Below are 6407 nucleotides of genomic sequence, written 5' to 3'. Positions count from 1 at the left end.
TCAAAACCGGCACGCCCTACAACGAGACGACCGCCTGGCCACACCACACCGCCGAACCCGCTACTTGACACTCGTACGTCCTGGGATGTCTTACATCGCCAGGCGGATGGCGGCCGTCAGCACGAGTTGGGCGAGGGCCGCCGGGACCAGCACCAGCCAGCAGAGGCGCTGAAGCTGGTCCTCGCGCAGACGCGGGTACGACACCCGCAGCCAGATGATCACGAACGCGACGGCGAAGATCTTGAGCAGCGTCCACAGCCAGCCGAGCTGGGCGTCCGCGAACGGGCCCTGCCAACCGCCGAGGAACAGCACGGTGGTCAGCGCGGCGATCACCACGATGCCGACGTACTCGGCGAGCAGGAAGAACGCGAACCGCAGGCCGGTGTACTCGGTCAGATAGCCGAAGACCAGCTCGGAGTCGGCCACCGGCATGTCGAACGGGGGCCGGCGGATCTCGGCCAGCCCGGCGACGAAGAAGATCACCATTGCCGGCGCCTGCCAGAGCAGCCACCACGGCCGCCACGCCTCGACGATCCCGGGCAGGCTGAGCGTGCCGGCGGCCATCGCCACCGACGCGGCGGCCAGCACCAGCGGCAGCTCGTAGCCGAGCAGCTGGGCGGCGCCGCGCAGCCCGCCCAGGAGGCTGTACTTGTTGGCCGAGGCCCAAGCCGACATGAGCACCGCCAGCACGCCCACGCCGAGCACGGCCAGGACGAAAAACAGCCCGATGTCCAGATGCTGCCCGACCAGGTCCCCCGGGCCGAGCGGGATCACCAGCAGGGCGAGCAGGTAGGGCAGCAGGGCCACCGCGGGCGCCAGCCGAAACACCGGCCGGTCCGCGTCCCGCGGGGTGATGTCCTCCTTCTGCACGAACTTGAGCCCGTCGGCGATCAGCTGCGCCCAGCCGTGGAAGCCGCCCGCGTACATCGGACCGAGCCGGCCCTGCATGTGCGCCATCACCTTGTGCTCGGCCTGCCCCACGACGAGCGGCAGGACGAGGAAGGCGGCCAGCACGCCCACCACCCGCAGGACCAGCTCCAACCAGGCGGGCATCAGGCGCTCCCCCACTCCCCGGGCGCCGGCACACCCGGCGGCCGCATCGGCCGGCGACCGCCGCCGGCCTCCGACTCGCCCGGCTCCTTCGCGCCCGGCCAGGGCTTGGCGACTCGTGAGGCGAGCACGAACTCCTTGCGCAGCGGGTGCCCCTCGAACTCGGGGGGCAGCAGCAGCGGCTTCAGATCGCCGTGCCCGTCGAAGGCGAGGCCGAACATCTCGTGGGTCTCCCGCTCGTGCCATGCCGCGCCGGGAAAGAGGTCGACCACGGACGCCACCACCGGCGCTTCCCGGGGCACCCGGGTACGCAGCAGCAGCCCGTGCCGGTGCCGCGTCGACCAGAGGTGGGCCACCACGTCGAAGCCCTCGGTCAACTCGTCGACCGCCGACAGCCAGTCGAAGAAGTCACAGTGCAGCTCGGCGTCGTCGCGGGCCGCGCGCAGCGCATCCCGCCAGCTCGCCAGGGGTACGTCGACCGTGGCGCGGGCGTGCCGCTGACCGCCGGACAGCGACGCGGTGGCTTCGACGGGCGCGAGCAGCGCGACCATCCGCTGGCCGATCTCGTCCGGAGTCATGCGGCTGATCCTATGGCCGACGGCGGTTACCCGTGTCGGGCCGCCCGGGCTCGCCGGGCAGGATTCGCCGTTTCGCCCGGCGGACGGCCGTCCGGCGGGAAGATGAGCAGTGTGCGCGCTGTGACTGTGACTCCCGGGGTTTCCGACTCGCTGCGGCTGGACGAGGAGTGGCCCGAGCCGGCCGCGGAGGAGGGCGCGATCCTGGTGGAGACGCTCGCGGTGGGGATCTGCGGTACCGACCACGAGATCATCACGGGCGCCTACGGCGAGGCGCCGCCCGGCCAGGAACGGCTCGTGATCGGGCACGAGTCGCTGGGCCGGGTACTCGAGGACCCGACCGGCACCCGGCAGCCCGGCGACCTGGTGGCCGGCATCGTCCGGCATCCGGACCCGGTGCCCTGCCCGAACTGCGCGGTCGACGAGTGGGACATGTGCCGCAACGGCCGGTACACCGAGCACGGCATCAAGGCGTTGCCCGGCTTCGCCCGCGACCGCTGGCGGGTGCAGCCGAAGTTCGCCGTCGGCCTGGACCCGGCGCTCGCCCAGGTCGGGATGCTGCTGGAGCCGACCAGCGTGGTGGCGAAGGCGTGGGACCACATCGAGCGGATCGGCAGCCGGGCCGAGTGGAAACCGCAGAGCGTGCTGGTCACCGGGGCCGGCCCGATCGGCTTGCTGGCCGCGCTGCTGGCCACCCAGCGGGGGCTCACCGTACACGTGCTGGACCGGGCCACCACCGGGCCGAAACCGGAGCTGGTCCGGGCGCTCGGCGCGACCTACCACACCTCGTTGGTGGGCGAGCTGGACTTCGCGCCGGACGTGGTGGTGGAGTGCACCGGCGCGCCCTCGCTGGTGTTGGACACCATGTGCAAGGCCGGGCCGGCCGGCATCGTCTGCCTCACCGGCGTGTCCAGCGGCGGCCGGACCATCGACTTCGACGCGGGCGCGCTCAACCGGGAGCTGGTGCTGGAGAACAACGTGGTCTTCGGCTCGGTGAACGCCAACCGCCGACACTGGGAGCTGGCCGCCGAGGCGCTCGCCCGCGCCGAACAGTCCTGGCTGAACTCGCTGATCACCCGCCGGGTGCCGGTCTCGTCGTACGCCGAGGCGTACGCCGCCACCAGCGAGGACATCAAGGTGGTGCTCGACTTCACCGGCTGACGGAGGAATCTCGGGACTACGGGGCCGGGGGGCGGACGGGCGGGGCGGTCAGCGAGTCCAGGGGGCGGGGCGGGCGAGCGTCGGGGGCGTCAGCCGGGGACGCCAGGGGGTCCCGGCGGGGGACGCCGCCGAGGCCCGACTGCTCGGCGGCGATCTTCTCCTGAAGTCGAAGGATGCTGTGCAGCAGCGCCTCGGGGCGAGGAGGGCAGCCGGGCACGTAGACGTCGACCGGGATGAGCTGGTCGACGCCCTTGGTCACCGAGTACGAGTCCCAGTACGGGCCGCCGCAGTTGGAGCAGGCGCCGAAGGAGATGACGTACTTCGGCTCGGGCATCTGGTCGTAGAGCCGCTTGATCGCCGGGGCCATCTTGTCGGTGACCGTGCCGGAGACCACCATGAGGTCGGCCTGCCGGGGGCCGTGGGCGAACGGGATCACGCCGAGCCGGATGAAGTCGTGCCGGCCCATGCTGGTGGCGATGAACTCGATGGCGCAGCAGGCCAGCCCGAAGTTGAACACCCAGAGCGAGTAGCGGCGGCCCCAGTTCAGCACGAACCGGATCGGCTCGCCGAGCACCGCCGGCAACTGCACCTCGCGCCTCCCCCGTGTGTCCCTGACCTGACAGTCAACCACAGCACCGGGGCGGCGATCGGCGCAACCACCGCTGGCATTGGCGCGTGTGACCGGCATGGGCCGCACCGACGGTTGCTAGCGCACGGGGAGGATCGGATGACGATGACGAGGGAGCCGCGGCTCGGCGAGCCGCCGCCCGAGGCGACAGCTGACTGGCCGGAACCGCCCGAGGAGATCGACTTCGACGGGCTCTACCATGCGCACTTCCGGTCGCTGGCGCTTCAGCTCGCCGCGTACTGCGGTGACCTGTCGCAGGCGCAGGACCTGGTCCAGGAGGCGTTCTGCCGGGCGTTCGCCCGCTGGTCCCGGGTGTCCCGCTACGACGACCCGCTCGCCTGGGTGCGCCGCGTCGCCTGGAACCTCGCCACCAGCCGCTGGCGTCGGCTGCGGACCGCCCAGTCCTGGCTGCACCGACAACGCGAGGAGCACGTGCCGGGGCCCGATCCGGACCGCGTGGCGCTGACCGTCGCCCTGGCTAAGCTGCCGGCCAGCCAGCGCCGCGCGGTGGTGCTGCACTACCTGGCCGATCTCTCCGTCATGCAAATCGCGGAGCAGGAGGGCGTGCCGGAGGGCACGGTCAAGTCCTGGCTGCACCGGGGGCGGGCTGCGCTGGCGGTGCAGCTCGCCGGCACGAACGAGGTGACCGACCATGACTGAAATCGAGGACCTCCTGGTCAGCGGCGAGTTCGCGGCGTACCGGAAGGCGCTCCTCCCCGCGGTGCACCCGGCCGGAGCGGACGCCGTCCGCGCCACCGTCCGGCACCGTCGGCGGCGGGCGGCGGTCGTCAGTGCCGCCGCCGTGGTGCTCGCCGTGGCGATCCCGGTAGCGGCCAACGCGGCCCTGCACGAGCGCTCCGGCCCGCTACCCGGTCCCGCCGGGCCGACCCCGTCGGCGGTCACTCAGACGCCGCCCCCGGCCACCCCGACGCCGACGCCGTCGTCGACACCAACGACAGCCAGCCCCACCCCGGCCGCGCCGGACGGCCGGATCAGTCGGGCCCAGCTCCTCGCCACGCGCCTCGACCTGCCTGCCTGGTCGTGGTACGTGCCGGAGACCTGTACGACGAAGAAGGTCCGGCTCGATCCGGGGCCGGGGCCGATCAGGGCCGCCGTGCCGGTGCTGCTAGGCGAACCGAGCCACGGCGAGCTGGACGGCGACGGCGCGGCCAAGACCGTCGCCCTGCTCGGCTGCCGGCTCGGCGAGATCCAGGCGAAGCAGTTGGTGGCCTTCGAGCGGGACGCCGCCGGCCAGATCACCGCGCTGGGCCAGATCGTCGGCACTCACGACGAGCTCGGGGACATCACCGCCTTCTCGGTGCAGGCCGACGGGAAAATCCGGGTACGGGTGGCTGACATTCAACCCTGTTGTGACACGCCGGAGTGGGCGCCACAGCGACAGTGGCGGACGTACGCCTGGACCGGCGACCGGTTCGACCAGATTGCCGGGCCGAGGAAGTTCGGGGTCGACCCCCGGCTGACCAATCTCACCCTGAGGGCGAGTGACCTCGTCGTCGGGCCACCGGATGCGGAGGGCCGGCGGATCGGCTCGGTGACGGTCACCGTGGTCAACAAAGGACCGGTGGACGTGCCCCAGCTCGGCTTCACCGGCTTCTACAGCATCGGCGAGCCCTCTGGCGGGGATCTGGCGCGCTGCCGGGCGGTGCGGTCGGACGGGCCCGACGCCTGCGTGCTGGACGGCCTGCCGGCAGGGGGACGGAAGGCATACACCTTCCAGTTGCTGTTCGACCCGCCGAGCACCGGCGGTCCACCGACCCTGCGGGTCATCCACTACGACTCGCAGGAGCGGTACTGGAGGGATCTGAAGCCGAAGGACAACGTGGTGGAGTTGCACACCGTCGGCTAGGCGTACGCCCGTTGACGCGGCGGCCCGGTGATCCGGGTCGCCGCGTCATATTCGCGACAAATCATGCCGCAACCGGATGTTCGCCAGGGACGTGTTCTCACCATCAGGCGGACGGAAGCGCCGCCGCCCACAAACGGGGATCACGGGAGGAACAGCAATGACCACACGTACGGCACGGGCCGCCATCGCAGTACTCGGCGGGGCCGCCGTCCTGCTCGCTCTGGCGGCACCCGCCACCGCTACGGCCGCACCGACGGCCCGGCCTCACATCACCGCCCAGCAACTCGTCCTGACCCCGACCGGCCAGGGGTACGTCGGGACGCTGACCGCGACGGTGACCAACCCGGGCTCGACCGCCACCTCGGTGGACCTGCTCATCACCGAGCCGGCCGGGGCCTCGTTCACCACCATCCAGCCCGGCGGCCCGTGCCTCTACTACCGGCTGGTGGCGAACCGGCTGGTCACCGACTGCTACGGCGGTCAGGTCAATGCCGGGGAGAGCCTGACGGTCCGGCTCGGTTTCCGCGTCTGGACCACCGCCCGCGCCTACCCGATGGTGGTCCGGGGCGGGCAGATCTCGGTGGTGCCGGCGGGTGCCACCAAGGCCGCGGACACCGCCGGGTTCACCACCCTGTTCACGTCCACCACGGGCAGCCTGCGGAACCCGCGTACGTACGTGCAGGCCACCAAGACGGACCTCAGCATCCGGAGCAGCGCGGTGCAGTTGGCCCGGCAGGCCGACGGGAGCCTGCTCGGCCGGATGCCCGTCACCGTCCGCTACGGCAACGACGCCCCGTCGTTTGCCGTGAATGTCGCCGCCGCCCTGCCAGCGGGTGTCATCGTCGACCGCATCGAGCCGCAGGACATGCCGAGCTTCCCGGACTGGTTCACCGTCCCCGGCGGCCGGTTCATGCCGGGTGAGAAGCGCACCTTCGACGTCATCCTGAGCGCCCCGGCCGGCACCCGGGCGGGCGACCTGGGCACCGGTTCGTACACGGTTGACGCGAGCTACTTCTCCGGCATTCCGGTGGCGGACGTCAACCCGGCGGACAACACCACCTCATTCGCCATCACGGCCGCCAACGCCAACTGAACCACCCGTCGCCCGGCCGGGGCTCTCCCCGGC

General features: G+C 71.8%; 7 protein-coding genes. 4 read left to right on the top strand and 3 right to left on the bottom strand.

Features of this window, described 5'->3' with window-relative positions; genetic code table 11:
- Positions 1 to 90: 90 nt before the first annotated feature.
- On the bottom strand, positions 91 to 1053 hold the full coding sequence (locus ABZ671_RS32190) for a complex I subunit 1 family protein (RefSeq protein WP_357865168.1): 963 nt from the start codon (positions 1051 to 1053) through the stop codon (positions 91 to 93).
- Entirely contained in the window at positions 1053 to 1628 is a 576-nt protein-coding gene (locus ABZ671_RS32185; RefSeq protein ID WP_357865166.1) for an NADH-quinone oxidoreductase subunit C, read from the bottom strand. The genes ABZ671_RS32190 and ABZ671_RS32185 overlap by 1 nt, the downstream gene beginning before the upstream one ends.
- A gap of 111 nt (positions 1629 to 1739) precedes the next feature.
- On the opposite strand from ABZ671_RS32185, the gene ABZ671_RS32180 reads away from it, so the two are divergent.
- Positions 1740 to 2786, top strand: coding sequence for a glucose 1-dehydrogenase (locus tag ABZ671_RS32180; RefSeq protein ID WP_357865163.1), 1047 nt, complete (start codon positions 1740 to 1742; stop codon positions 2784 to 2786).
- A gap of 16 nt (positions 2787 to 2802) precedes the next feature.
- Here the strand turns inward: ABZ671_RS32180 and ABZ671_RS32175 are convergent, their stop codons facing one another.
- Positions 2803 to 3375: an NADH-quinone oxidoreductase subunit B family protein gene (locus ABZ671_RS32175; RefSeq protein WP_357865161.1), complete on the bottom strand. Its 573-nt coding sequence runs from the start codon at positions 3373 to 3375 to the stop codon at positions 2803 to 2805.
- 138 nt (positions 3376 to 3513) lie between these two features.
- On the opposite strand from ABZ671_RS32175, the gene ABZ671_RS32170 reads away from it, so the two are divergent.
- The 3 genes from ABZ671_RS32170 (at position 3514) to ABZ671_RS32160 (ending at position 6374) form a co-directional block, all read left to right on the top strand.
- On the top strand, positions 3514 to 4074 hold the full coding sequence (locus ABZ671_RS32170) for a SigE family RNA polymerase sigma factor (protein WP_357865158.1): 561 nt from the start codon (positions 3514 to 3516) through the stop codon (positions 4072 to 4074).
- Positions 4067 to 5281: a hypothetical protein gene (locus tag ABZ671_RS32165; RefSeq protein ID WP_357865155.1), complete on the top strand. Its 1215-nt coding sequence runs from the start codon at positions 4067 to 4069 to the stop codon at positions 5279 to 5281. Before ABZ671_RS32170 ends, ABZ671_RS32165 begins: the two co-directional genes overlap by 8 nt.
- Positions 5282 to 5438: 157 nt before the next feature.
- Positions 5439 to 6374, top strand: a complete 936-nt coding sequence (locus ABZ671_RS32160) for a hypothetical protein (RefSeq protein WP_357865152.1) — start codon at positions 5439 to 5441, stop codon at positions 6372 to 6374.
- Positions 6375 to 6407 lie beyond the last annotated feature (33 nt).

The organism is Micromonospora sp. NPDC006766 (genome assembly GCF_040636055.1).
Classification (GTDB): domain Bacteria; phylum Actinomycetota; class Actinomycetes; order Mycobacteriales; family Micromonosporaceae; genus Micromonospora.
Note: the sequence above shows the minus strand (reverse complement) of the source record. Positions and strands in the feature narration are given on the sequence as shown.